Annotated in this window: 18 protein-coding genes and 1 pseudogene; 1 reads left to right on the forward strand and 18 read right to left on the reverse strand. The window is 61.7% G+C overall.

The features are described from left to right. Positions 1 to 766: 766 nt before the first annotated feature. The 10 genes from IB235_RS22160 to IB235_RS22205 all read right to left on the reverse strand — a co-directional run bounded on the left by IB235_RS22160 (position 767) and on the right by IB235_RS22205 (position 14,554). Positions 767 to 2,386: a GMC family oxidoreductase gene (locus IB235_RS22160; RefSeq protein WP_192338572.1), complete on the reverse strand. Its 1,620-nt coding sequence runs from the start codon at positions 2,384 to 2,386 to the stop codon at positions 767 to 769. Between the two features lie 16 nt (positions 2,387 to 2,402). After that, positions 2,403 to 3,896 (reverse strand): FGGY-family carbohydrate kinase, encoded by a 1,494-nt coding sequence (locus tag IB235_RS22165; protein WP_192338573.1) that lies wholly within the window; start codon positions 3,894 to 3,896, stop codon positions 2,403 to 2,405. Further along, complete coding sequence (locus tag IB235_RS22170) at positions 3,889 to 4,731, reverse strand: class I fructose-bisphosphate aldolase (protein WP_192338574.1); 843 nt, start codon at positions 4,729 to 4,731, stop codon at positions 3,889 to 3,891. The genes IB235_RS22165 and IB235_RS22170 overlap by 8 nt, the downstream gene beginning before the upstream one ends. Further along, positions 4,704 to 6,434 (reverse strand): glycerol-3-phosphate dehydrogenase/oxidase, encoded by a 1,731-nt coding sequence (locus IB235_RS22175; RefSeq protein ID WP_192338575.1) that lies wholly within the window; start codon positions 6,432 to 6,434, stop codon positions 4,704 to 4,706. Before IB235_RS22175 ends, IB235_RS22170 begins: the two co-directional genes overlap by 28 nt. Positions 6,435 to 6,494: 60 nt before the next feature. Next, complete coding sequence (locus tag IB235_RS22180; protein ID WP_192338576.1) at positions 6,495 to 7,490, reverse strand: aldo/keto reductase; 996 nt, start codon at positions 7,488 to 7,490, stop codon at positions 6,495 to 6,497. Continuing rightward, positions 7,480 to 8,460 (reverse strand): sugar-binding transcriptional regulator, encoded by a 981-nt coding sequence (locus IB235_RS22185; protein ID WP_155042280.1) that lies wholly within the window; start codon positions 8,458 to 8,460, stop codon positions 7,480 to 7,482. Before IB235_RS22185 ends, IB235_RS22180 begins: the two co-directional genes overlap by 11 nt. Before the next feature lie 4 nt (positions 8,461 to 8,464). Then, positions 8,465 to 9,463: an ABC transporter permease gene (locus IB235_RS22190; RefSeq protein WP_192338577.1), complete on the reverse strand. Its 999-nt coding sequence runs from the start codon at positions 9,461 to 9,463 to the stop codon at positions 8,465 to 8,467. 13 nt (positions 9,464 to 9,476) lie between these two features. Next, on the reverse strand, positions 9,477 to 10,997 hold the full coding sequence (locus IB235_RS22195; protein WP_192338578.1) for a sugar ABC transporter ATP-binding protein: 1,521 nt from the start codon (positions 10,995 to 10,997) through the stop codon (positions 9,477 to 9,479). Positions 10,998 to 11,073: 76 nt separating this feature from the next. Next, the gene (locus IB235_RS22200) at positions 11,074 to 12,093 is read right to left on the reverse strand and encodes a substrate-binding domain-containing protein (RefSeq protein WP_192338579.1); all 1,020 of its coding nucleotides are present in this window, start codon (positions 12,091 to 12,093) and stop codon (positions 11,074 to 11,076) included. A gap of 1,393 nt (positions 12,094 to 13,486) precedes the next feature. Next, on the reverse strand, positions 13,487 to 14,554 hold the full coding sequence (locus tag IB235_RS22205; RefSeq protein WP_192338580.1) for a siderophore-interacting protein: 1,068 nt from the start codon (positions 14,552 to 14,554) through the stop codon (positions 13,487 to 13,489). A 260-nt stretch (positions 14,555 to 14,814) separates the two neighbouring features. Here IB235_RS22205 and IB235_RS22210 point away from each other — a divergent pair, with 260 nt between their 5' ends. Continuing rightward, on the forward strand, positions 14,815 to 16,302 hold the full coding sequence (locus IB235_RS22210; protein WP_192338581.1) for an MATE family efflux transporter: 1,488 nt from the start codon (positions 14,815 to 14,817) through the stop codon (positions 16,300 to 16,302). A 62-nt stretch (positions 16,303 to 16,364) separates the two neighbouring features. On the opposite strand, the gene IB235_RS22215 is transcribed toward IB235_RS22210, so the two are convergent. From IB235_RS22215 to IB235_RS22245, 8 genes and pseudogenes are all read right to left on the reverse strand, one after another. Beyond that, positions 16,365 to 17,567, reverse strand: coding sequence for a serine hydrolase (locus IB235_RS22215; protein WP_192338582.1), 1,203 nt, complete (start codon positions 17,565 to 17,567; stop codon positions 16,365 to 16,367). Positions 17,568 to 17,808: 241 nt separating this feature from the next. Continuing rightward, positions 17,809 to 18,405, reverse strand: coding sequence for an ankyrin repeat domain-containing protein (locus IB235_RS22220; RefSeq protein ID WP_225612534.1), 597 nt, complete (start codon positions 18,403 to 18,405; stop codon positions 17,809 to 17,811). A gap of 82 nt (positions 18,406 to 18,487) precedes the next feature. Beyond that, positions 18,488 to 18,973 (reverse strand): heme-binding protein, encoded by a 486-nt coding sequence (locus IB235_RS22225; protein WP_155042272.1) that lies wholly within the window; start codon positions 18,971 to 18,973, stop codon positions 18,488 to 18,490. 95 nt (positions 18,974 to 19,068) lie between these two features. Beyond that, a complete protein-coding gene (locus IB235_RS22230; protein WP_192338584.1) occupies positions 19,069 to 19,650 on the reverse strand; it encodes a response regulator transcription factor in 582 nt (193 codons plus the stop codon). After that, entirely contained in the window at positions 19,647 to 21,134 is a 1,488-nt protein-coding gene (locus tag IB235_RS22235) for a sensor histidine kinase (RefSeq protein WP_192338585.1), read from the reverse strand. The genes IB235_RS22230 and IB235_RS22235 overlap by 4 nt, the downstream gene beginning before the upstream one ends. A gap of 115 nt (positions 21,135 to 21,249) precedes the next feature. After that, entirely contained in the window at positions 21,250 to 23,079 is a 1,830-nt protein-coding gene (locus IB235_RS22240) for an SLC13 family permease (protein ID WP_192338586.1), read from the reverse strand. Between the two features lie 388 nt (positions 23,080 to 23,467). Beyond that, a pseudogene (locus IB235_RS25965) lies at positions 23,468 to 23,867 on the reverse strand (IS3 family transposase); the annotation flags it as partial. A gap of 518 nt (positions 23,868 to 24,385) precedes the next feature. Next, the gene (locus IB235_RS22245; RefSeq protein ID WP_225612535.1) at positions 24,386 to 25,807 is read right to left on the reverse strand and encodes a PAS domain S-box protein; all 1,422 of its coding nucleotides are present in this window, start codon (positions 25,805 to 25,807) and stop codon (positions 24,386 to 24,388) included. Positions 25,808 to 25,947 lie beyond the last annotated feature (140 nt).

The following is a 25,947-nucleotide window of genomic DNA, read 5'->3' on the forward strand; positions in this document are numbered from 1 at the left end:
ACCCCACAGCGCCATCGGATACAACGTCCCGAGCGCGCTGCACTTTCCCGGCCGCGTCACCAGCCCGCCGCCATGACCAAGGCCGGAAACTCCGGCTTTAGATGGTCCAAAATTGGTAGGCAGGGCAGTCACCTGTCGGCTCTGGTTTCGGCTGGATGAGCGTCGGGGGGCACAGCATCATCATCATGCATGACAGCGGTGAACATCGCCACTTTGACGGACTTCTTCGAAGAGTCCGGACCGGAACTCCAATGTAGGACAATATAAACGAAACCACGCTTCAGAACCTTGACCCGGCCCCGGGTAAGAAGGCAGAAACCCTCATCATTATCACTCTAATCGCGGCTTCGCTGGTCGGTATGATCATCACGAACCGGGACTATTGGCACTCCGGCACTGGTCGGAAAATTCCGCTAGGGCCGGGCCGCAAATTCGGCGACCCAGCCTCAGATGCGGTATTATAGTTGAGACCCCACATGCCGTCGGCAGAAGTTGATGTACCAAGACAAGCCGTCCTCATCGCCCCAATCTGGCCTCGCTCGCGCTCTGTGACAGTTGACAGATAAAGCCGTACGTCGCGCTCCCATGCATCACGGTGGTCTTGGCGCCCCGAGACGTCTGATCGATGTTATAACTATGCCAATTGTATCGGTTCGGGCTTGTCCTCGGATTCCTCGAAGCGTTGCCAAGTGCCCATATTGAAACTTTCGACGTCGCATTCGCCCCTGCCCTATCGCCGCACATTCCGATACTTGCACGGCTTCCCCTACACCCCATGTTCCTCGCAGATCATCGCGGCGGCCTTTTCGGCGATCATGACCACAGGAGAGGCGGTATTGCCCGAGACAATCCTCGGCATGATCGAAGCGTCGACGATCCGCAGACCCTCAAGGCCGTTAAACCGAAGCCGGGGATCGACCACGGCATCCGCGTCAACGCCCATCCGGCAGGTTCCAACCGGGTGAAAGATTGTCGTCGCGATATTACCGATCTCGTGCAGCAGCGAGGCGTCATCCTGAATGGTCGGACCGGGAAGGACTTCCTCGGGGTGGTGATGCGACAATGCGCCAGCCGCCATGATCTGCCGCGCTTGCCTGACCGAGGATAGCGCGACCCGCCTGTCTCGCTCGGTAGCGAGATAGTTTGGACGGATCGCGGGTGGGGCAGACGTTTGCCTGCTGCTGATATGGGAACTGCCCAGGCTTTCGGGGCGCAGATTGCACACCGAAACGGTGATCGCCGGGTAGGGATGCAGCGGGTCGCCCAGCCGATCGGTCGACAAGGGCTGGACGTGATATTCCAGGTCCGGAAACTCCAGCGACGGGTCGGATTTGGTGAACATCCCGAACTGGCTGGGTGCCATCGACATCGGCCCGGAACGCGACAGCAGATATTGCAACCCGATCCGGGCCTTGCCGACCAGACTGTTCGCCAGCGTGTTCAGCGTCCGCGCATTCTGCACGCGATATACCGCGCGGATTTGCAAATGATCCTGCAGGTTTGCCCCGACCGCGGGTCGCGCGACATGTACCGGAATGCCCAGAGGTCCCAAAACCTCCGGGGCTCCAATTCCGGACAGTTCGAGCAGCTTGGGCGAATTGATCGCCCCTGCGGCGAGGATGACCTCGCGCCGCGCACGGACGTGATACCTCTGCCCGCCCCGTCGGAAATTCAGGCCGACGGCACGCATGCCTTCAAGGATCAGGGTCTCAACCTCGGCCTCTTTCAGAAGTCGCAGGTTCGGACGCCGCAGCGCCGGACGCAGAAAGCCGCGCGCGGCACTCCAGCGCACCCCACGCTGCTGATTGACTTCGAAAAATCCCGACCCTTCGTTGTTGCCATCGTTGAAATCGGCGCGCGGGTGGATGCCGAATTCCCGCGCGCCGCATTGGACCGCCCTGAGGATGTCCCATTGCAGGCGTTGCTGCGCGACTTTCCATTCGCCGCCCGTGCCATGCATGTCGCTGTGACCGGCGTGATGATCCTCGGATCGGCGGAACCAAGGCAGCACGTCCTCCCAACCCCAGCCCGTATTGCCAAGTTGCCGCCAGTGATCGTAATCGGCCGATTGGCCGCGCATGTAGATCATCCCGTTGATCGAGCTGCAGCCCCCCAGCACCTTGCCACGGGGGTAAGTCAGGCTGCGACCGTTCAACCCCGGCTCGGCCTCGGTCTTCATCATCCAGTCGGTGCGCGGATTGCCAATGCAGTAAAGATAGCCGACGGGAATGCGCACCCATGGATAGGCATCGGATTTCCCGGCCTCAAGCAGCAGCACGCGGGTCGCAGGATTACGGGTCAGGCGGTTGGCGAGCACGCAGCCCGCCGTCCCTGCCCCGACGATGACGAAATCATATTCGCCGTCCAGAACCGTGATTTCGGTCATCTCTTGGCCTCGACGATCACGCGCCTGACCAGAAGCCGCGCATGCGGGCAGTCAGGTCAAGATAGCGGCGGTAACGCTTGTCGTAATGGGCGACCATTTCCGGATCAGGCGTATAGCGTGCGGCGGCCGAGGTCATGGCGGCGGCACCAGCCTCATAATCGGCAAACAGACCCACACCAACGCCTGCGCCAATGGCCGCGCCAAGTGCGCCGGTCTCGCGCGCGGTGGCGACGGTCACGAGCAGGTTCAGCCCATCTGCGAACATCTGCGGCCAGACCGGGCTGCGCGAACCACCTCCGGCCAGAGTCGCTTCGGCCAGTGCAAGGCCCGCGCCTTGCAGAACGCCGATATGACGGCGATGTTCGAACATCACACCTTCGAACAGGGCGCGCAGCAGATGCGCCTCTTGATGCCAGCCAGCGATGCCGTAGAAGCCCGCGCGGAACTCGGCCCCCTGCCCCGAACCGTAAAGGAAGGGATGATAGAACGGGTCATCATCCGCCGGGGCCAGCTTGGCGATCAGCGAGTTGCAATAGCCGAAGGGATCGTCGTGATGCCCGCCGCGCTCAGGAAATTCGCGAACATACCATTCCAGATTGGCCGCCGAGGTCGCGCTGGATTCGATGTTCACGAACCGCCCCGGCCCAAAGCCTGCCACCATGAACACATCGGGATTGATCGCCGGTTCCTGCGAAAAGACCTGATTGATCCCCCAGCTGCCCGCGATGATCGACGCAGATCCCGCCCGAACCGACCCGGCCCCCAATGCCGAGGAGACCACGTCGAAATATCCGCCGATGACCGGTGTGCCCTGTGCAAGGCCCGTTTCCGCAGCCGCTTTCGCGCTGACCCGACCCGCGATATCGCTTGGCGCAACCAAACGGGGCAGTATCGAGATCGCATCCTCCAACCCGTAAAGCGCCATCAGCTGATCGTCATATCGACATTCCGGCATCCGCAGGAAACCCGCCCCCGACATGTCCGAGATGTCGCCGGTGCGTTCGCCCGTCAGGCGGAAGTTGATGAAATCCTTGCTCATCAGGACAGTCGCCGCGCGGGCGTAGATCTGGGGCCGGTGCCGCTTGACCCAAGCAAGCAGCGTCGGCGTTTGCGCAGGCCAAGGCTTTTGCAGCGAGATCGCATGCAGCGCGTCACCCTGCCCCGCCAGTTCGGCCGCCAGATCCGCCGCGCGTGTGTCCAGTGACTGCACCCCCAGAAGCGCATCGCCGGCAGCATCGATCAGATACAGCCCGTTGCCATGCCCGGCGCAGCCGATGGCGGCGATCTGGTCAGCTGCGATGCCCGATTGCTCAAGACATTCACGGATCACCCTGCGGGCGTTCGACCACAGCTCATCCAGATCGCGCTCGACATAACCGGGGGCCGGGCGCGAGGACTGACCGTCCATCGCGCTCATGGCGATCTGCTTGCCTGTCAGGTCGAAAAGCACGGCCTTGATGACGGTGTTCCCGGCATCCAGACCCAGAAGGTAACGTGCCACATCACTCATTTCGGTAAATGTCCCATGCTTCTTCGCCACTGACGCCTTGATGGATGATTGCCATCAGGGCGGCCACGATCGCTTTTGGATTGTCGTGTTGATAGATATTCCGGCCGTAAACCAGGCCATGCGCGCCCTGCCGCATCAGCCGCGCGGATTTGTCCAGAACCGCGCGCAGATCCTCTTTGCCGCCGCCGCGCACCAACACGGGAACACGGGCGGTCTCAACGACGCGGTGGAAGTCCTCGGGATTGTCGGTCGGATCGGCCTTGATGATATCGGCCCCCATTTCCGAGGCCAGCCGCACCAGTGTCACGATCTTTTCGGCATCGCCATCGACCTGATAGCCGCCCCTTACGTCATTGGGCAGCATCACCAGCGGCTCGATCATCAACGGCATGCCGTAGCGATGACAGGCGGCGCGCACGCGGCTGATGTTCTCGACGCATTGACGGAATAGTTCGGGTTCATCCGGCAGCATGAACAGGTTGACGACAACACAAGCCGCGTCCATTTCCAGCGCGCCGATGATCGGCTCATCGGCGTTTTGCAGCATCGACCACATCACCCGGTGGCGTTGCGCATTGTAGGGATTGCCCATGTCGATGCGCATGACCAAGGCGGGCTTGTCCTTCTCGGGACGCGATTGCAGCAGATCGGACTGGCCATAGGCCATCTGGATTGCATCGGGTCTGGCCCGGATCAGCGCATCGACGACGCCCGGCATGTTTTCCAGACCCAGCAGGAAGCCGGGCTCGTTGCAGACGCCGTGGTCCAATGCGACATCAAGACATCGGCCATTGGTGAACATCCGGTTCATGCGGGCCTTGGGGCTGAGACGCATGGTGTCAGGTTCCTTTCAACTCGTTCGGTAAGGGTTGCGTGCGACACGCCGTGAAAGCATGCCAGTTCATCGATCAGGGCGGCGATTTCGGCCCGTCGGCGGGTGGGGTCCCAGCCTTTTGCCTCGGCCAGAATGTCAGCGGCGCTCTGGATCATTCTGGCGTCCAGCACGCCGGTGATCGCCAGATCGCTGCGCCGCAAAATAAGGTCCGAAAGATGCTCAAGCCGTTCCTGCCTTGCCAGCCAAAGCACCTCGTCGCGGCTCAACGGACAGTTCGGGGACAGAGCGGTTTCATCAGGCGAATAGGCCAGCAGGTCGCGCGCTCTGGTGCCGTAGATGGTCGCAAGGCGCTTGGCGCGGGCGGCGGAAATCCTGAACTCGGCTTGCAAGGACCGCTCAAGCTGGGCCACCCCCGGATGGTCACGCCCCCCACCGATCGCCAGCCTGTCGGTCGTCTGCTGCCTTGGCAGGTTCAGCTCGGCCAGAACCTCATCCGCGACCTGTTCGGCAAAGGCCCTGAATGTCGTCCATTTGCCCCCCACCATGCAGATCTGCGGCACGCTGCCGTCGATACGGCGGGTGAAATGCCCACGCGAGATGCGCCCGGTAAAGTCATGGTCACTGGCGGGCAGCGGGCGAATACCCGAATAGCTGAAGACAATCTGCCCCGGATCAAGCGCAATTCCCGGAAAGACCAGCCGCAGCGAGTCCAGAATGTAGTCAGCCTCGGCCTCGTCGCATCGGGTACGACCGGGGCGCTCTACCCGGATATCGGTTGATCCTGCCAGCACCCGACCCAGATAGGGAAAGGTGATGCAGACGCGACCATCCGCGTTTTCGAAATAGATCATGTGACCGTTCAGCGCATTCAGCAGGGCCGGATTGTCGATAATCAGATGCGAGCCCTTGGTCCCTGAAACCAGTCGCGTTCCGGCTTGCCCGCCCAGTTCGGCAGCGGTCTTGTCCAGCCAAGCCCCCGTCGCATTGACAATAAGGTCTGCGGTGATCGCCAGCGTCTCACCGCCTTCCAGATCCGTCAGGATGAAGCCTGTCCCTGAAGGGGCGATACTGGCGTAGTTCAGCGCCACCGATTTTGGCGCAGCCGTTGCGGTATCAAGGATCAGCTCCATCCCAAGCCGTTCGGGATGAGAGATCCAGCCATCGTGATATGTTGCAGACCAGCGCGCGTCCGGCGTCAACGCGGGCCAAAGCCGGCGCGTCTCGGCGGCGGAATGGATGCGATGCCTGGGCAGCAGCCTGTTCCGATAGGAGATCAGGTCGTAAAGCATCAGCCCGACCCGGATCGGAAACATCCCACGGGGTTGCGGCTTGCCCTTGGCACCAAGGATGCCGGAAATGGCATTCGAAATGCCGCTGAAGCGCGAAGCCACGGGCACGGTCGTCGGCAAGGGATGCACCAGATGGGGCGCGTTGCGAAGCAGGTTGTCCCGCTCGGCCAGGGATTCCCGGACCAACCCGACCTCGCCATTTTCCAGATAGCGCAGGCCCCCATGGATCATGCGCGAGGGTGCTGCCGAACATCCCGAGCAGAAATCCTGCCGCTCGACCAGCAAGACGCGCAGACCCTGCAAGGCCAGCTCACGGAACACGCCGATTCCGTTGATGCCGCCGCCGACGACCAGCACATCGAAATGGCTGTCGCGGCGCAGGCTTTCGATCTCATCGGCTCGGGTTCTGGACATGGCTCTTCCGTTCGCCGGAAAGATCTCCGGCGGTTCTGAAACTGGTCGTGTGTGGGTGGATCAGGCGTCGAGGTCAGTCAGGTGACGTCTTGCCGCGTCTGAGACGGATTGTAGATCCGTGGCGGACAGTCGCAGGCGCCCCGCACCAGCGTTTTCCCGCGCCTGTTCGGGATTGCGCGCCCCGCATAGCGCAAAGGTGATGCCCGGCTGCTGTATCGTCCAGGCGATCACGATCTGGGCCAGCGTGGCGGAATGCGCGTGGGCAATCGGCCCGATTTCCTCCATCAGGGCCGCCACCTTGCGACGGTTGGCCTGCGAAAAGCGCGGGTTTTCCCTGCGCAGGTCGTCCCCCGAGAATACCCGGTCCGGCCCGATCCGCCCCCCCAGCAGACCAAGCGCCAGCGAGGAGTAGCTTAGAACCGAAACGCCGTTCTGCATGCACAGCGGCAAGAACTGGTCTTCAATGTCGCGCTTGATCATCGAATACTCTTCCTGAACGGCGTCCAATTGTCCTGCGGCCAGATAGGCGGTCACATCCGCGGCGGTACAGTTGCTGGCCCCGATCGAGCGGATCTTGCCCGCCTGTTTCAGCTCTTGCAGCGCATCCATGGTTTCCTCGACCGGCGTGGTCGGGTCCTGCCAATGGGTGATGTAATGGTCGATATAATCGGTCCTCAGACGGCGCAGGCTTTGTTCGACCTCGTGCTGGATCGACGCGCGGCCAAGATAGCGATGCACCGGCTGGCCAGCGTAGTCGAAGAAGTGGTTCCCCTGCTGCACATGCCAGACCAGACCGCATTTCGTCGCCAGAACGACCTTATCTCGACGGCCCTGTATGGCCTCTCCGACGATTTCTTCGGCCAGACCCTGACCATAGGCGGGGGCGGTGTCGATCAGACTGACGCCCTCGTCGACCGAGGCCTGTATCGCCGCGATGGATGCCGCGCGGTCGGTCCCGCCCCACATCCAGCCGCCAATGGCCCAAGTGCCCAGCCCGATGGCCGAGGCGGTGATCTCCGATCGTCCGATCTTGCGATTCAGCATGTCATGCGACATGACGCTCTCCTTCCAGTTTTGTCACCAGCGCCTCGACCGTTCGCTCGTCGGTGACCAGAGTGTTCAGAAATCCGCCTCTTAGGACGGCGCGGATCGGATCGACTTTTTGGGCGCCACAGGCCACGCCGATCACCTGACGGCACGATGCGAGTTCCGACGGATGCACGGCAACCAGACGCGAGTTCAGCGCATAATCCGCGACCCGTCCGTTCTGCCCGATAAGATAGGCCATGAACTCTGCGCCCACGCCCAGATTGACCAGCAAGGTGCCGTCTGCCTCACTGAGCGGCGCAAGATCGTAGTAACTTGAACCACGCGGCGCGATCGAGCCGATGCCGGTAAGCACCACATTGGCCCGACGGGCAAGTTCAAAGACCTCGCGCACCGGATGCATGGCGCATAGCATCTCGCGTTGTTCGCGGTTTTCGGCCAGAAGCGGCGCGTGGACCAGCATCGCCCGCCCGCCCAGCCGTTCGGCCATGCGCGACACCAGATGATTGACGTCGGTATAATACTTGCCCTGCACGCCTCCGGTCAGCGGCACGACGGTCACGTCCAGCGGGCGTTCGGGCGACAGTTTCTCGACCACGGCCGAAACCGCCTTGCCGCCGGTAATCGCCACGACATCCCCGTCGCGCAGCGTTTCCAGCAACAGATCCGCCGCCGCCCCGCCGACCTGCCCAAGCTGCGTGTCGGATTTTTCGGATAGCGTCGGTGTGACAACGGCAGAACGCAGCTGGCTTGCAGCAACCAGCCGCTTTTCCCATTCGGTCAACCGCTGCCACGGGCTGGTGATCTCGATCTGGACCATGCCCAGCTTGCGGCCCTGCGCAATCAGGCGGTTCACCTTTGACGTTGACAGGTTCAGCCGTTCCGAAATCTCGGACTGCTTCACGCCCTCGATGAAATGCATCACCAGCACCGTCTGAATCTGCCGCGCAAGCTGATAGTCCAGCAACATATCGGCCATGGCGTCACCCCCTGCCCCGTTTCTTGTTCAGGTAGTGATCGACCGTCACGGCAGTCAGCAGGATCGAGCCGCGAATGATGTCCTGCCAGTAGACCGACACGTCCAGCAGCGCGAGCGAGCTTGAGACCACAGAAAGCAGTATCGTGCCAAGGATCGCGCCAAGGATTGTGCCCGATCCACCCTTGAGGCTGGCCCCGCCAATCACCGCGGCGGCGATCACGTTCAACTCCATCCCCATGCCGAATGTCGGCTGGGCCGAGCCGAAGCGCGCCATGTAGATCACTCCGGCCACACCGCTCAGCGTCGCGCAAAGCGTCGTGGTCAGAAAGATCACCTTCTTGGTCCGGATCCCGGAATAGGCCGCGGCCTTTTCATTCGAGCCGGTATAGAACACCCGCCGAAAAGCGGTCGAGCGGCGCAGAAGGAAATCAAAGATCACCACCACGACCACGAAGATCAGGATCACCACCGGGACCGGCCCGATTGAGCCCTGCCCGATGAACTTGAAGCTGTCGGGCAGCGTGTAAAGCCCGATGGGCCGCCCGCCCGTCCCCAGCAGGCACAAGCCCCGTGCGATCACCATTACTGCCAGTGAGACAATGAAATGATGCAACCCGACCTTGGTGACAAAGACACCCATGATCGCGCCGATCCCCGTACACGCGGCAATCGCAATGGCCGAGGCCAGCCAGGGGTTCACCCCAGCCAGGAACAATAGCCCCGCGATCACCATCGCCAGCGCTGTGACCGAGCCCACAGAAAGGTCGATCCCCCCTGAAATAAGCAGGATGGTCATGCCGACGACCACGATCCCCTCGACGGCAAAGGCCATGACCATGGCCCGTATGTTCACCCATGTCAGAAAGTAGGGTGAAGCAAAGGACATCGCGATGATCAGAACCAGAATGATGGCGATCAATCCGGTTTCGCGCATCCTGAGCAACCTGGCCAACCCCCCGCTGCGGGGACTGCCGGTGGCTGCCACATTCATCGAGCTTTCCATGTCGCGCGCTCCCTCAGGCCACCTGGCCGCGCGGCAGGGCGGCTGATGCAAGTTGCATGATGTTTTCTTCGGTCATCTCGAGGCCTTCGACCTCACCGGAAATCCGGCCTTCGCAGACCACGATCACCCGGTCGCACAGGCCGATCAGTTCGGGCATCTCGGATGAGATGACGACGATCCCGGTGCCCTTTCCGGCCAGATCGCGCAGGATACGGTGAATTTCGGCTTTGGCACCGACATCGACACCTCGGGTCGGTTCGTCCAGAAAGATCACCTTCGGTCCGACCGCCAGCATCTTGGCAATGGCCACCTTTTGCTGGTTGCCGCCCGAAAGCGACGCAACCGGATCGGATAGGCACCCATATTTCAGGTTAAGCTTGCGACCGAGTGCCTCGGCCTGCGCCCGCTCATCCGCGTCCGAGATAATTCCCGCGGCATTCGCTACGCGGTCAATATCCAGCGCCGAGACATTCGCGGCGATCGCCATGTCAAGGAACACACCATCGCCCTTGCGATCCTCGGACAGGTAAACCAGCCCCGCGCGAATGCTGTCGCTGTAGTCGCGCAGCGCAAGCGGATGGCCGTTCAGCGACACCTCACCTTCAACGGCGCCTTCCAGCCTGCAGATACCGCGCACGATTTCGCTGCGCCCTGCGCCGATCAGCCCGCCAATGCCCAGAATTTCGCCCTTGCGCAGCCGGAACGAGACATCGTGGAAGCGGCGTCGGTCGGTCAGGTTGCGGACCTCCAGTACGGTATCGCGACCAATGCTGCCGGGGGATGCCTTCGGTGGATAAAGGTCGTCGATTACCCGCCCGACCATCGCCTTCACCACATCGTCGGGTGTGATTTCGGGGATGTTCATCGTCGTGATGTATTGCCCATCCCGAAACACGGTCACGCGATCGCAGTTGTCGAAAATTTCGGCCATCCGGTGCGAGATATAGATGATCGCGATCCCCCGATCCGCCAGACGCCTCATGATCCGAAACAGCGCCTCGGCCTCGCGCTGGCTTAAAGCCGCGGTGGGCTCGTCAAGGATCAGCACCTTGCAATCAAGCGTCAGGGCCTTGGCGATTTCAACCAGTTGCTGTTCCGCGATCGGCAGGTCACCCGCCAGCCGCCGCGGGTCGATCGCGCAAATCTGCGACAGGATTTCGGCGGCCCGACGCTCAAGCGCCCGGTAATCCATCAACGGCGAGCGGCTGATATTCGTCGCTGCCATGAAGATGTTTTCCGCCACCGACACGTCGGGGCAAAGGGCGATTTCCTGATGAACGAAACCGATCCCCAGCGCCTGCGCCGCTGTGGGCGATGCAATGCGAACAGGGCGACCCTGCCACAGGATCTCACCACCGGTCGGTTGCAGGATGCCGTCGATGATATTCATCAGGGTCGATTTCCCGGCCCCGTTTTCGCCGGCCAAGGCGTGGATCTCGCCCGGCAACAGGCGGAAATCGACACCGCGCAGCGCGTGGATCGGGCCAAAACTCTTGGTCACGCCTCTGACTTCAAGGATGGGTTGCTGTGTCATCGTCCTGATGGCTCAAATTTTCGGAGGAAATGGCCGCCCGGTGGTGGGACGGGCGGCAAAGGGGCAGCTTCCGATGTCAGCCGGGATCGCGCCCTTGCATATAGGCGTTCAGGTCGAAGCTGTCGGCGTTGGCCTTGGTGATGACGGCAAAACCATTGTCGATGAAGGGGATCTGCATCGGATTGTAGCCCGAAACCTTGTAGTCGTTGAACGGGTCGAAACCGTCAGCATGCGCCGCCAGGAATACGGCCATGAAGCCCATATAGCCCTGTATGCCCTGGTTGGGATTCAGCGCCATGTGGATGTTGCCCGCCTTGATCTGCTCAAGCGTGGCCGGCGTAATGTCCGCATGCATCACCAGAACATCGGCCTTCGCCTCAAGGATCGCGGTGACCGCGCCTTCGGCAGAACCGGCCTCGGGGATCCAGATCGCGGCAAGCTTCGGATTGGCCTGCAGGATTGCCGCGGTCGCGCGATATGCAGCAGTCGAATCCTGATTGGTCGCCTGCCTGCCGACCAGTTTCATCTTCGGGTAATGCTGCTCCATGTATTGGATCAGCGCGGTGACCCGCAGGTCATGGTTTGACTGACCCGGGTTCTCCAGCACCGCATATTCGGCGCTGTCTCCGACCTGTTTGACGATTTCTTCGGCAGCGAACTTGGCCTCGGCCAGGTTGTCCGAGGTGACATAGGCCGTTCGTTTCGACAGCGGGCTGTCGGCGGCGAAGGTCACTACGTCAATGCCGCTGTCGATGGCCCGGTTGATCGGCTCGATGAAGGGATCGGACTGCATCGGGTGCAGCAGGACCCCGGCCGGTTGCTTCACCAGATCCTGATCGAAGGACGCGATCTGCTTGGTGATGTCATAGTCCGGCGTGCCCGAGAACACCGTCTCGCAGCCGAATGCCGCAGCAGCCTGCTTGAAGCCCTGATAGACCGGGACCCAGTAGGGATGTCCCGACACCATGATGTTCATCACATAGGTTTCGCCGGGGGCGCAGCGCAGCGTATCCTCGGCCCGCGCCGCGGTCCCGAGCATCAGGCAAGCCGCTACCGAGGCGGTGGCAATGCGCCCCGCCCAAATCGTGCTTTTCATATGATCCTCCCTATCTGCGGTATGGCCGCAGCCCCATAAGGTCAGCCTCCCCGCCAACCCGTGAAATTAATCGCGCGACATGAGACATGTTGCGTAGGCCCAGAAATAGAAAGCACCGCAACGAGTCGTCAAACACGAATGAGAAAAATTTGATATCGTGGGATTAATTTCAGTTTGGATAAATGGATGCGGTTTTGGCCGCCATGAGGCCCTGTTCTGGTGGGGAAGTTTCTGCTGCCCGCAATCATACCAAGATATGGCTTTGCTAGGTGTGCAGTCCCGGCACCTGCTGAAGCGGATTGAGCGCGAATATGTCGGGCTCTGAATACGAATTTTGGGGCGCATTTCAGGAAGGAGAGGAGTGCCCTGATACCGAAAAAGCGTTTCACGGAAACGCAGATCCCGTTTGTGCTGGGGCAGACTGAGCCCGGTACCGGCGTCAGCAATATCTGCCCCAGTCAAGAATCAAGCGATTGATCCGGTGGATCAATCTTAGCGCGGACAGACGTGGCGGAGGTGTCCGAGAGTTGGTTCGAGAGACATTGGCGAACGTATGTGCTGTGAAGAACAGCAAAGCCCGTCCATCGCCTCTAGGTCGTCCGTCACTTCCACGAGGTCTTCACGCTGTCGGAACATTGTGCGTACCGTACCATGAGCTTTGAGCGGGCTTCCATCGAGACGAGCCCAGACGCGACCAGGACGCTGAACTGGGATTCGGCTCACGGATTCGGCAGATATCCAAGTCCGCCAAGGCTATGCCTGCGCCTCTCTTGGCCCGCAAAACCGAGCAATAACACCTACATCTTGAGTCGGGGAGAACAGTCCTCCGGACTGTTTTATGACCCGTACTCACATCCAAAGGTCGAGTCAGGCAGGCATGCGTTAACGCTTCACGCTTTTTGTCGATAGCCGACGCACGCCAGCCGATCAACGGATAGAGGATCGATTACAACCGCATCCGGCCGCGCTCGGAACTCGGAAACTTGACGCCGAACGCCTTACGGCCCAACTAAAATCAACCCGAAAGGTCGCATGATGTCCGGACCGGAAACGGGGTGAGGTCGCACGTATCATGCACTAAAATGGAAACAGAACCACCTTACCGGGGCAGATCAACGCCGATGCTTGGCATGGGGTTGGATGTTTTGTCTTGGACGACGCGCATCGCGAAATTTTGTTCTCGGGGTGGGGCTCATCATTCTTGGGCTGACGACTGTCAGCGCGAAAGATGCCATCTCAGGCTGGAGCAACCTTGGCCGAACACCGCAATTGATCGTTCGGGAAAGCGAGCTTTGACAAACTTCCTATGACCGGAATCGCTAACTCGCCGATCTTGGCCTGCACCGTTACGCTATACGCCCCATCGCCCGAGACAGCTGCACCTGACGATCGGTCAAGCCTTCTTCTTGTGATGCGGCTCTTCGGGCAACAGGCCCTCGGTGCCAGAGCGCCAATAGGCCACCACGCTGTGCCGCTCGCGCGGCAGGTTCCAGACGGAACGAACGTGCCTGCGGATGTCCTTGAACGCGCCGAATTCCGCCGCGGCCCAAAGATAGAGGTCATCCGAAGGCGTGCGCGCCTTTACCGCATCGGCCAGCAGGCTTGTCGTGCCGGGTGTTGCCCCATTCCGGTGCAGCCAGATCACCGGCCAGCCGAGGTCCATTTCATCCTGAGGCCCGTCGACCTCGACCAGCACTTCGCAATCCGCCCCTTCGGGTAAAGCCTCGCAGGTGCGGGCGATGGCAGGCAGGGCCGTCTCGTCGCCGAGCAGCAGCAGGCGCCCGGTCGCCGGTGGGATCTGCCCGCTCGGCCCCAGCATCCCGGCCACGTCGCCGGGCTGGCAAAGGGTCGACCAGTTTGCGGCCGAAGGCGCATCCCAGGGATGCAGCACGAAATCAATCTCGATCTCGCCAGCCGCCAGATCGACGCTGCGCAGCGTGTAGATCCGCGCCATCAGCGCATCCTCACCCTGCGGCCAGGCCATGCCGCCACTGGCCGTCATCCACGGCCAGACCGGCGCGCGGCCCTTTGGCGGCAGCAGCAGACGGACATGCAGTTCCGTATGTTGCAGCGTCTCCAGATCCGGCACCGCAAAGCGCACCCGCTGCATCGATCGGGTCAATTGCTTCGACCAGACCACGGTGATCTGCCGGAAGAAGGGCGGCACCTTCGTGTCGGTTTCGTCGCCCGTCCAAGTGAACTCGAGTTCCTCGTCCAGATATTCCCGGATGTGGTCGACAAAGATCAGCTTCAGGTAGCTGAGGCCGATCGTATCCACCCCCTCGGCCAGAACCGACAGGTGATCGCCCTTGGTCGTCACGAAAAAGCGCCCCGCCGGGATGATCATGCTCCACGGACCGGTTTCGCTCTCGACGGTGATGAATTCGGGATGATCCTGCTGGAAGCGGTGCATCGCCTCAATGGCTTCGGGATGAGAGAGCCGGGTGATGGCCTGAAGCATGGCGATTGTCCTTGGCAGAGATAGGCAGGGTCGCATCGCTCCTAACGCAAGCGCGTGGCTGAGGCTAGAGGTTGAGAGTTTTTATTAGGAAAGAGGCTCGGTCGTCTCGGCACAGCCAGTTGAAGGGGCACGTCACAGCAGGTGACCATCCGAAAATCGAGCCTTTTGTTGAATTGGCGCATTATAACTGCGACAAAATGCGTCGGGACACTGGCAGGTTAGACCTATTCCGCAGCGAGCCATTCAATGGGAAGCAGTAGATGAAGCAACGCGTCGATCTGACGAGCGGGCCGATTTATCCAGCCCTTCTATTGTTTGCCCTGCCGACTTTGGGTTCGTCGGTGCTGCAATCGGCCAATGGATCGATCGATGCCATCTGGGTGGGTCATCTACTGGGTGAGAACGCCCTTGCCGCGACGACGAACGGCAATCTGGTGATGTTTCTGCTGACGGCCTTTGTCTTTGGCTTCGGCATGGCGTCCACAATTCTGATCGGTCAGGCCATCGGTCGGCGCGACCTGCACGGGGCCAAAGAGGTCGTCGGCACGGCAATCGGCACCTTTGCGCCTTTGGCCGTGGTGATCGCGGTCATTGGCTGGTTTCTTGCCCCGCATTTGCTGGCGGTTCTGGGAACCGGGCCTGAAATCACACCATTGGCGCGGGCCTTCCTGCGGGTCACGTTCCTTGCCATGCCCGCGATCCTCATGCAGACCATGCTGATGATGGCCCTGCGCGGGGCGGGCGATGCCCTGACGCCATTGATCTTCATGGCGGTCGCGGTGGTTCTTGATGTCGTGCTCAATCCCCTGTTCATCCTCGGGACAGGGCCGTTCCCCGCGATGGGCATTGGCGGATCGGCCTTTGCGATGGCGGTCGCCAATTATGCCAGCCTGATCGCAATGCTTTGCTATATCTACCTGCGCAAGCATCCGCTGCGGCTGATGGGAGAGGACCTCAGATTGCTGCGCCCTGCGCCGCATATCCTCAGCCTGATGCTCAGCAAGGGGCTGCCCATCGGCTTGCAGATGGTCGTGGTTTCAAGCGCCATGCTGACGATGATGACGCTGGTGAACCGCGAGGGCGTCGATACCACGGCGGCGTTTGGGGCAACCCAGCAGCTATGGACCTATGTGCAGATGCCCGCCATGGCGCTTGGCGCGGCGGTCAGCGCCATGGCAGCGCAGAATATCGGCGCCGGGCGCTGGGAGCGGGTTTCGCGGATCACGCGGGCCGGGATCGTGCTGAATTTTCTACTGACCGGCGGGCTGGTGGCAGCCCTGATGCTGGCCGATCATTATGCGCTGATCCTGTTCCTTGGCTCGGACAGTCCTGCCATCGAGATCGGGCAACATATCGCCCGGCTTGCCAGTTGGGGCTTTGTCGCCTTTGGGATTACCATGGTGCTGTTTGGCACGGTGCGCGCGAACGGTCAGGTGATCTGGCCGCTGATCATCCTTGCCATATCGCTTTATCCGGTGCGGCTGGGCGTCGCAGTGGGGCTGCGCGATCTTCTTGGCGTGGATGCGCTTTGGCTGAGTTTCCCGGTGGCAATGGTGGCGACCATGCTGATGTCCGGCGCTCTTTACCTGCACGGAGGATGGCGGCGCACCAACGATCTGGCGCAGCTTGAGGAAGCGGATGCAGCCGAGGTCGCGCCCCAGCTTTCGGTCACGACCGAGGCAGGACCACCCACCAGCCCGCGCAACCCGTCATTGCCGCCAGCGCGCGAAGCGAGAGCCGGTGAATAACTCCGCCATCTTGGGAACACGGCCGTCCGTGGGAGGTGACCGCGGTCCGGTGTCACCAGCGACTACTGTTCCTTGAGGGCGGCATGGATCGCTGAGGCGGCTTCGTGCAGTTTGCTCACTTCGTCATTGGGCTGACTGTTGGTCTGGACCGTCACCAGAACATTGTCCGCCTTGAACCAGACGTAAAGCGTCCGGTAGCCCAGCGTCGTCCCCTGATAGAACCAGCCCTGCCCATCCGGAAGCAGCCCCTGCACGAGTCCAAGCGCAAAGCCCTGCGGGTCTTCCGGGCTGATATCCGAAATCGGTTCGCCCGTCTTGGTCGACACCATCTGTAGCCACTCGGCTTGCTGTTTCGGCGGCACCACGCGCCCCTCGAAGACGGCTCGCATCCAGCGCGATACGTCCCGCGCATTGGAGACCGCGCCACCTGCCGCCTGCATCCAGGACGTGCTGTCCTCGCGGATGTCGCGCCCGATAAGCGGTTGATTCCAGGACTGCTTGCAATCGGGTGGCTGGTACTCTGCGCAGGCGGTGTTTTCGAAATACCCATGCGCCAGCCGCCCGACGACTTCCGGAGGATAGGTCCCCGAACTGTAAAAAGTCGAATGAAGGCCGTGCGCCTTGATGATCAGTTCCTGCACGAGATCGGGATAAGTCGTGCCTGTCGCCTTGGCCGCGATCATCCCCGCAAGAATGTAGTTTGTGTTCGAGTAGTGATAACCCGTCGTCACCGGCAAATCGTCTGTCCCGGTCGGATAGGCCACCTGCACCAGTTCTTCGGCGGTCAGGTTACGCTTCGGCTCCTCGACCCATGCGCGCGCGATAAACTCGGTCTCGGAATAGTTCGGGATGCCGCTGGTCATGTTCAGAAGGCGACGGATGTTCACGTCCCCCCATGCCGGGTACTGAGGCAGCCATTTGGCGATGGTGTCATCAAGCGACAATAGCCCCTGTGCCTCAAGCTTGAGGATTATCGCGGCAGCGAAGGACTTGGATGTGCTGCCCATGCCAAACAGCGTGTCCTGGTCGACAGGCGGGTCATCGGACGCGCGGCCGGTGGTGCCGGCAAATGCCTCGATCGCAGGGCCCGCAGGCCCGAGACTGACATAGGCGGCAATCCCGGTAACGCCCTCAACCTCGGTCCGCTGCTGCAGCCAGGTTTCGATAGCTGTCTGGACACGCTCGGCCTGCGCTGTTGGCTCTTGTCCAAGGGCCGGGGCGCTCAAGGCTATTGCGGAAAGGGCGACAAGAACGGCTCGGTACATGGCAGCCTCATGGGTTGAGGCAGGGTACCGTTTGTCGTCGTGGTTGGGAAGGACTCGGGTGTTTGGAGCAGCCTTTTGCGGACGTTCAACAACGGACCCGACGTTGCCGCAAAACGCTGCACGGTGTCGCGCGACCGGGGCGCCTATGATGATTTGAACTTCGGGCTGGACAGCGTCCCGTAGGGTTCGGTCTGTCTGCCGATCCGGAGAGCGTCAGGCAGCAGCGAGAAGAAAGGATTGTTCACCGGCACGCTAGCATCGATACGATCCGGTCAAATCCCCGCGCCCTTGCGTGATCGATTGCGGTCCTGCCGTCGAAATCGCGAATGCTCGGATCGGCACCGGCGGCAAGCAGGGACCGGATGATGCGCTCCGCGGTCGGGCCACCATCGGTCAGGATCACGGCCTCCAGCAATGCCGTCCAGCCCAGATTGTTGACGTGATCGACATCGACCCCTGCGGCAATCAGCAGGTCGACGGCTTCGGGGTGGCCTTTCTCGGCCGCGGGGATTAGCGCCGTGCCTCCGAAGCGGTTGGTGCTGTGCAGGTCGGCGCCGTTGGCAAGGATCAGGCGCAGGATTTCGACCCGGCCATGTGCCCCTGCAACTAGGTAGGGGCTGTCCTGGATAGCGTCCTTGGCGTTCACGGCGGCACCGGCAGCGATCAGTCGGCGCGCCGCAGCGAGGTCATCGCGCCACACGGCCACCAGAAGCGGGGTCTGGCCCTTTGCATTCCGCTGATCCACCGGATTTCCGGCCTGAATTGCGCGATCAAGTGCCACGATATCGCCGCGCTCGACCGCGGAGAGGACGCCAGCCTCTGCACCATTGATGCTCATCATCAACACTCCTGCCAGTATCGCGAGACGCATCGCACCCTCCGCCGGTTGCGCCCGTGCGCGGAACGCACGGGCAAAGTGGTTACTTCAGCCGGTCAGCCAGCTTTTCCAATGCGCGCAGCGCACAGGTTTCGTCAAGGTTGCCACCAGGTGCGCCGCCGACACCGATCGCCCCGACGGTTGCATCACCGGCTTTCACCGGAACCCCACCGGCAAGAACAAGGAAGCCGGGAATATCGACCAGACCCGCCGCGCCCGGGTTTTCCTGTACGGTCTTTGCCATGCCGCTGGTCGGGTTGCGCGATGAAGCCGAGGTGTAGGCCTTTGCCATCGCGGCGTTGGCGGTATGGGCGCCGGCACCTTCGGCGCGCACCAGCGCCAGCAGGATCCCCGAGCGATCCGTGACCGCTGCCGCGACGTTGTAGCCGTCAGCTGCGCAGGCCGCCACGGTTTCCTCGGCCAGATCGACGGCAAGTTGCGTGCCAAGGCTGGGCAGCGCGACCGTGTCTTGGGCCACGACAGGCGCGGCAACAAGGGCGAGCGCCACGGCAAGGGCGTAGGATTGCATCGGTAACTCCTGAGCTTGAACGATTGGTCAAGCCGTAGATACCGGCGTCGGACGCATCCGAGAATTCGCAGGACAACGGAAAGATATCGGTAGAACTACCGATATGCGCCCAACCAAAGCCGGGTCTGTTCGGCGACGGATGGCGTGCCAAGCTTGGTGGCGATGCTGGCGCGATGGCTGTCGACCGTGCGCAATGAGATGTCGAGCACCGCCGCGATCTGCTTGCTGCCAAGTCCCTTTGCCACGTATCCCAGCACCTCGGCCTCACGGGCCGTCAGTTGGGACAGGAGCGCGCCGGTTTCGACCTGTGCATGCAACTCGGTCAGCTGCGCTTCGCAGGTCGCGATGGCCTCCATCAACACATATTCGTCGACCGGCTTGGTCAGAAAGTCGGTCACCCCGGCACGAAACGCGCGCCGGCAGGCCTCAACATCGCCATGCCCGGTGATCATGATCGCGGGCCATGAAATCCCCTTCGCGGCCAGTTGCGCCATCAGTTGCAGCCCGCTGGTCATCGGCATCCGAAGGTCGAGGATCAGGATACCGGGGCGAGATGGGTCCAGATGCGCCATGAGATGTGCGGCATCGGGAAATGTCCTGACCTCCTTGCCATAGGTGGACAGAAGCAGAACCAGCGCCTCGCGCACGGCGGCGTCATCATCGACAAGGTAGATCATCGCAAACCTTCACAGGGCAGGCGAATGGTGAAAACCGCGCCTCCCGCATTCCCGGCCTCAAGACTGCCGTCCATCTTCTCGATCAGCCTTGCGCATAGCGGAAGGCCCAGCCCCATGCCATTGCGCTTAGTGGTGAAGAACGGCTCGAAAACACGTGGCAGCACGTCGGACGGGATGCCGGGTCCGTTATCGGCCACCGTGATGGTCGCGCGGTGGCCTTCGCAAATTGCACGGATGGAGATGCGTGGACTGGATCGCCCCGTCAGGGCATCCGCCGCATTCAGCAGGATGTTGTGAATCACCTGCTGAAAGGCAATGACATCAATCCGCACCGCGCATTCCCCGGCGATGTCCTCTGAGACTTCGATTCCGCGCCGCGCGAGATCCGCTTCGGCCAGACGCAGCGCATCGGAAAGCGCCCTGTCGAGTGGCACGGGCTCAAGGCGCGGCGTTTCTCCCGCGATATAGGCCCGCATGCGATCCAGAATGTCACCGGCACGCCGGGCCTCGCGCACATTGGCATCGAGGGCGCGTTCGAGGATGTCCGGGCGCTCCATCGTGAGCGCGCGTCGCGCAGCCTGGCTTTGACTAAGCAGAGCGGCCACGGGCTGAGCCAGCTCATGCGCAATGCCTGAAGCCATCTCGCCAAGCGCGTTGACCCTACCTGCATGAGCGAGCCGGGCCTCCTGCTCCAGCAGGGTCGCGCGCAACTCTTCCCTCCGCCGAGCCTGAACAGAACGGACGAAGACGAGGCCAAGCCAGGTCGCGACACCCAGCAGCAACAGGACAGGCAGGATCACGCGCGCCGGCAGCAGCTCGGCCACGCGAAATCCCCGCGCGACCTCGATCCGCATCGGCTGGCTCGCGCTTGTTACCGCGGTGGAGCGTGTCGCGGTCACCAGCGCGGGGCCGTTGGCCGGCTGCTCGATCAGCAACGCGTCCGCCAGCCACAGACGGTAGGAATAGCCGGTCGGAAATGTATCATCCGCCACCAGCCCATCCGCGTCGATGTCCATGCGGATCATGACCCCCGGCGCGACCAGCTTATAGATCGCATAGCGCGCCCCGGCCGGATCGCTGCGGAATGCGGTGCTGCCCGGCGTTTTCAGCACCGGTAGTTCGTCCGAAGGACCGAATGCTGGGCCGGGCGTTTGGCCATATTGATAGGTGACGGGTCGCTTTCCATCGCCCCGGATCGTCGTGATACCGATGATGCGCGGGTAGAAGGCGGTTACCGCGGCGGCCAGCCCCTGCACGCTTTCGGACGGGTCGGCGGGCTCCATACGCACCACAGCCGCAAGCGCGGTAAGATGCGCATCATGTTGGGCAAGCTTTTCGGCCAGACGCGTCTCGGCCTGCGATTCCAGACGCGTCAACTCGGTGGTTCCGCGCCGATACTCGACCGTCGCGATGATAGCCGCCGCCACCAACGCCGCGGTCAACCAGAACCCGCCAGCAAGAACCGGACCATAGGAGCGCGTCATGAATAATCCGTGGCATCAGCTTTGCGGCGGGGAACGCCACCCGTTCCGGAATTGCACATAACGGCTCGCCGAATGCAACGGTGCCCGCCACAGGCTCCAACCGACGGCCGCAGGGTCAGCCAGGATGGAACGGAAAGATCACCGGCACCAGTCCGACCGCGACGACCAGAACGATGGCGACCAGCGGCAGGCCGATCCGCGTGAAATCCCAGAACCTGTAGCCGCCCGGCCCCATGACCAAGGTGTTGACTGGTGACGACACCGGCGTCAGGAACGCGGCCGATGCCGCCAGCGCCACCGTCATGGCGAAGGGATAGGGCGAGGCCCCCATGTCGGTCGCCAGCGTCAACGCGACGGGTCCCATCAGCACCGCCGTCGCCGTATTCGAGATGAACAGGCCCAGAACAACCGTGGTCACAAAGATAACCGCCAGCGCGATGCGAAGGTTGGCATCGCCGATCGTCCCCCGCAGCGCCTCGGCCGCAAGCTCGACACCGCCGGTCTTCTCCAGCGCCAGTGAAAAGGGCAACATGCCGACAATCAGTACAAGGCTTTGCCAGTGGATCGATCGATAGGCCGAAGGCATATCGACACAGCCGAACAGCCCCATCAGCAGACAGCCGATCAGCGCCGCCAGCACATTCGGGACAACCCCAGTGATCATCATCGCCACGACCAGCGTAAGGACCGCGAGGGCGGGAATGGTGCGAAACGGTGCCTTCAGCACCTCGTCCATCTCGCCCGGCAGCGCGAGCACGACCAGATCGTGGCTGTGCTGAGACTGACGGATACGGTCCCACGGCCCGACGGTCAGCAGGACATCGCCGCCGCGCAGCACCGTCTGCGCATCCACATCGCCGACCGGCAGGTTGTCACGGCGCAGGCCGACGATGGCAAGGCCATGAACCGACCGGAACCGCGACTTCGCAATGCTGCTGCCGACAAGCGGCGAGCCGGGTGGCACGATCATCTCGGCCATGCCGATCTCCTGCGCCTGATCGGTGAAATAGGCCCCCGAGATCGGCAAGCGCAGCAGGCCGTGCTGGCGGCAAAACTCCTCGATATCCGTGGCCTTGCCGAAGACATCGAGGAACAGCACGTCATCGGCCTGCAGCAGGGTATCGGCCTTGGGCAGGATCAGCCTGCGGCCAAAGGGGGTCGACCGCTCGATGCCGAGGATGTTGATGCCAGCCGTGCCCCGCAGATCAAGCTGGTCGAGCCGTTTGCCAACAAGCGTCGACTGCGCCCCAAGGCACAAACGGAACTCCCGCTTTGCCAGACCATAGTTGTCGATCCAGTCGGCAAGCCTTGGTCCCCGGTTCGCCGCAACCGGACCTTTGTCAGCCAGCCAGCGCCGGGCAAACAGCATGTAACCGATGCCCAGCAGCAGGATCGGCAAGCCGAAGGGCGTGAAGTCGAAGAAACCAAAGCCCTGATAGCCCTCGCGCCGCAGCAGGCTATCGAGCACGAGGTTTGGTGCCGTGGCGACCAGCGTCATCATCCCGCTGATCAGCGCCGCCGCGCTCAACGGCATCATCAGCCGCCCCGGCGCGGCGCCGATATTCGCCGTGATGCGCAGAACGATGGGGATGAAAATCGCCACCACCCCGGTAGAGCTCATGAATGCGCCCATCCCGGCGACCGCTGCCATCAGCAGCACGATCAGCCGCGTGTCCGACGCGCCGGAATGGCGTACGAGAAGGTCACCGGTGCGTTGCGCGACACCGCTGCGCACCAGCGCCTCGCCCAACACGAACAGCGCCGCGATCAGGATGATATTGGGATCGCTGAAACCGGCCAGCGCATCGTCAACGCTGATAATCCCGGTCAGCGGCAACGCCACCAGCGTCAGGATCGCAACCACGTCCATCCGAGGACGATTGGCCGCGAACATTGCTATCGCCGCAGCCAGCAGCGCCAGTACGATTGCCAGATCCGTCGTCATTATTTTGTTTCCCGAACACGTGGCATTGCCGTCTGCCTTGCCGCGTTACGTGATGACGATCCGCTGCTACACGATGAGGCTAGTCCTGATTTCGGCAAAGAGACCGCCCGGCGTCAAGCCACTCGTCTGCAAAGAGTCGGAGACTGCACCTTTGAAAGAGTGTGGGAACCCCTAGGGCGAACCGGGCGCGGGCAGTTGTTCAGGCACCGTTGTCGATCATTGCTGGCGCAGCGATGGAGGCCTTCTTGGGCGTAAGTCGTCGTGGAGGGCGTTAAGCGGATGGTGCGAGGCCGAGGCTCGGCCTTAGGCACGGAAAGCTCACTCTGTGCCCGACGATGTCCTCTGCTCCGCAGGACTATAGTTCATCGTGCGGCTTGCGGCAGTTTTAGACCTCGCCGTTCTCGGCCCAGGCCTTGTTCAACATGCCGGTCTGGCACCTACCTTCTGGAGCACGCCCGCTCAGCGGGGCTTACAGCCAGGCGTAGAACCCACTTCGCTGGATAGGCAGACACCGGCAAATCGCCCGGATGGAAAACTGTCCCCGATGCTCAGCCACGAACGCCGTCGCCATTGTCCTCGTACCAGTGGCGGAATAGTGGCTCGCCCTTTCTTAGGATATCACGCCCCTCGACGACACGCGTCAGTCGCACTTCAGCAGCCGGATCTCTGCATCCTTCTCGGTAGCGCCTGACGCCGCTTTGCGAGCTTGCGCTTCCAGACACAGAGTGAGTGCGTGCTCACCCCCGAGCCGGGCTACACCTCCTTGACCGGGCACTGATCCGCGCCACCGCGTCCCGCTTGAAGTCGTCGGTGGAATGTCTGTTCCCATCATGGCCTCCTTGCCTAAAATCTAGCGAAGAAAGCGTCCACGAAACACCGGGCTATTCAAAGGGCGGCTTGTCGCGGATGTAGCGCATGAGCAGAATATCCGCATCTCTGGTGCCAGATCTTTGGTTTTTCTGCGGCGCAGAGACTTGTCCTGCACGGTCGAGATTCATTCCTGCTCCGGCTGAAACACCCATTCGATCCTCGGCTCGAAAGCCGAGCGATGCTGAAGGCAGTGGTAGGCAAGGGGTCCTAGCATTCAGATGAGCAGCCAGACCGGCTTCTGACCAGCCCCTATGCTGAACCCTGATTGCGGTTGTTCATTTGAAGCAAATTCTGCCATTTTACGACACCAATACAATAGCTTGGAGGCCATAAGAGGCCAAACAACCAACATCGAAAGCTCTGAAAATCCCGTCCCTTTAAGGAAGCCACATCCAAATTTAGTCATGCCGTTGCCGCAAAGAGAGTGCGAGATTCGTCAGTCCCAACTGGCGTCAATCGGGGCGCGGATTCGACAGATCACGCCCGTCGGCTGATAGTCTAGCTCGACCTCGCCGTTCAGTTCGGCGGCCAGAACATCCTTGATCAGCATCGACCCAAAGCCAGTACCGGTCGGTTGGTTGACAGCAGGCCCGCCCGTTTCTTGCCAGATAAGTTGGAAATCCGCCCTGTTCGGACAATAGGTCCAGTCGATAGAAATGCTACCCGTCGGCACGGACAGCGCGCCGTATTTCGCCGCGTTGGTCGCCAGTTCGTGCAAGGCCATCGACAAGGTGACCACCGCGCGCGGTGGCAGATGCAGATCGGGACCGTCAATGTGAAAGCGCTCGTTCCCGAATGCGGACACGACCCCGTTCACGACCGAGGTCAATGTCGCGCCCTCCCAGCTTTGCATGGTCAGCAGGTCATGGGCCCGGGCCAAGGCGCGCAAACGATCCGAAAAGCCCCTGAACCTCTCGGGCTCAGCCGAACCAAAGCTCTGGCTCGCGATGGCCTGCACGGTCGCGAGGACGTTCTTGACGCGGTGCTTGAGTTCACCCATCAGAACCCGCTGCAACCGCTCGGCCTTTTTCCGACCGCCAATGTCGCGCGCAATCTTCGATGCCCCGACGATCCGGCCATTCCGGTCATGGATTGCCGACACGGACAGCGACACGTCGATCAATGTGCCGTTCTTGTGCAGACGCTGGGTCTCATGCGTGTCAATCCGGGTCCCGTTCATGATTTGCGCCATGATCAGGTTTTCCTCTTCCGGACGATCCGGCGGCACAAGCAGGGTCACCGGCCGACCCATTACTTCATGCTCGGCATAGCCGTAAAGCGCCTCGGCACCCCGGTTCCAGGCGGTGATCCTTTGATCCAGATCCATCCCCAAAATCGCATCGGTCGAGGATGAGACGATCGCAGACAGGCGCCGTTCCGCATTCAGGGCTGCGACGCGCTCGGTAGTCTCGGCGACGATGCACAGGACGGCGTGGATCTGGCCGTTTTCGTCCCGAATCGGCGAATAGGAAATATCGAAATAAACCGTCTCGACATAGCCGTGCCGGTTGATCTGGAACGGTCGATCCTGCGCCGAGACGGTTCTTCCAGAGGTTCTCACCTGCTTCAGCAACGGTTCCAGATCCGACCACAGCTCGGTCCAATGCTCGCGCGCGGGGCGACCCAGCGCGGTCGGGTGCTTGTTACCGATGGTCGGGGCATAGGCATCGTTGTAAAGCGCGACGTAATCCTCGCCGGCAAAAATGACGATCTGGGCATGCGCCGGTAACGCAAGATCAACGGCCGCCCTCAGGCAGGCAGGCCATTCGTGCATCGGTCCCAGCGCACAGCTTGGCCAATCGAGAGCCGCAATCAACCGCGCCATCTCGCTCGGGTTCAGATCCAGTGCTGCAGCCATACGCATCCTCCCGCTCACTTTAGCGAGAGCATACAACGCATTTTGACGCAAAATCAGAAGATTATTCGGATCGATTTGACCACGTCATGATCGATGCTCAGGCAGCGGGTCGGGACCGGCTGGAACCTCTGCTTTTGCGC

Source organism: Paracoccus sp. PAR01, assembly GCF_014851995.1.
In the GTDB taxonomy this organism is placed as follows: Bacteria; Pseudomonadota; Alphaproteobacteria; order Rhodobacterales; family Rhodobacteraceae; genus Paracoccus; species Paracoccus litorisediminis.